At 52.5% G+C, this 478-nt stretch carries 2 protein-coding genes; one reads left to right on the forward strand and one right to left on the reverse strand.

The genetic code is table 11. The annotated features are described in order from the left end of the window. On the reverse strand, nucleotides 1-109 hold a 109-nt coding region (locus M8370_RS23730), incomplete at its 3' end, for a hypothetical protein (RefSeq protein WP_350310272.1). A 44-nt stretch (nucleotides 110-153) separates the two neighbouring features. On the opposite strand from M8370_RS23730, the gene M8370_RS23430 reads away from it, so the two are divergent. Continuing rightward, a partial coding sequence (locus tag M8370_RS23430; RefSeq protein ID WP_250021874.1) for a hypothetical protein occupies nucleotides 154-478 on the forward strand: 325 nt, incomplete at its 3' end.

Consider the following 478-nt stretch of genomic DNA (forward strand, 5'->3'; position numbering starts at 1 on the left):
ACGGAAACTGAAGCTCGCGCTTCTGCGGTAAGTCAATTGACGGCTGCCACTCAGGCCGCATCTGACAAAGCTGATTCAGCAGCTGCTGTAGGTGCTCAGAATACAGCATCAATCACTGACCTTAGCCAGGTTGTCACGGACCTCGATTCCTCAATGGCATCACGCCTGGAAGAGCTGGGTGCACAAACTGATAAGGCCAGCGGCGGTATTCAGAACAATGCTATCGCGCTGATCACCAGTACGATCGCGCAGGTTAACCAGCGCAACCTCCTGAGCGTCCAGTATGGAGATAACAAAGCCAGTATCGATCGAGTAGACAATGTGATGGCCGACGCCAGTAAAGCTGTCGCTGAGTCATTGCGCGTTTTGGATTCCAGCACCGGTGGGAACACGGCGAATGTCACTGACTTGTCGAAGACACTTGCTGATTTTACCCAGGCGTCTGCTACGCAAATCAATTCGCTAAAGGTCACGGTTA

Source organism: Enterobacter cloacae complex sp. OE43NF, assembly GCF_023544405.1.
Taxonomy (GTDB): domain Bacteria; phylum Pseudomonadota; class Gammaproteobacteria; order Enterobacterales; family Enterobacteriaceae; genus Enterobacter; species Enterobacter cloacae.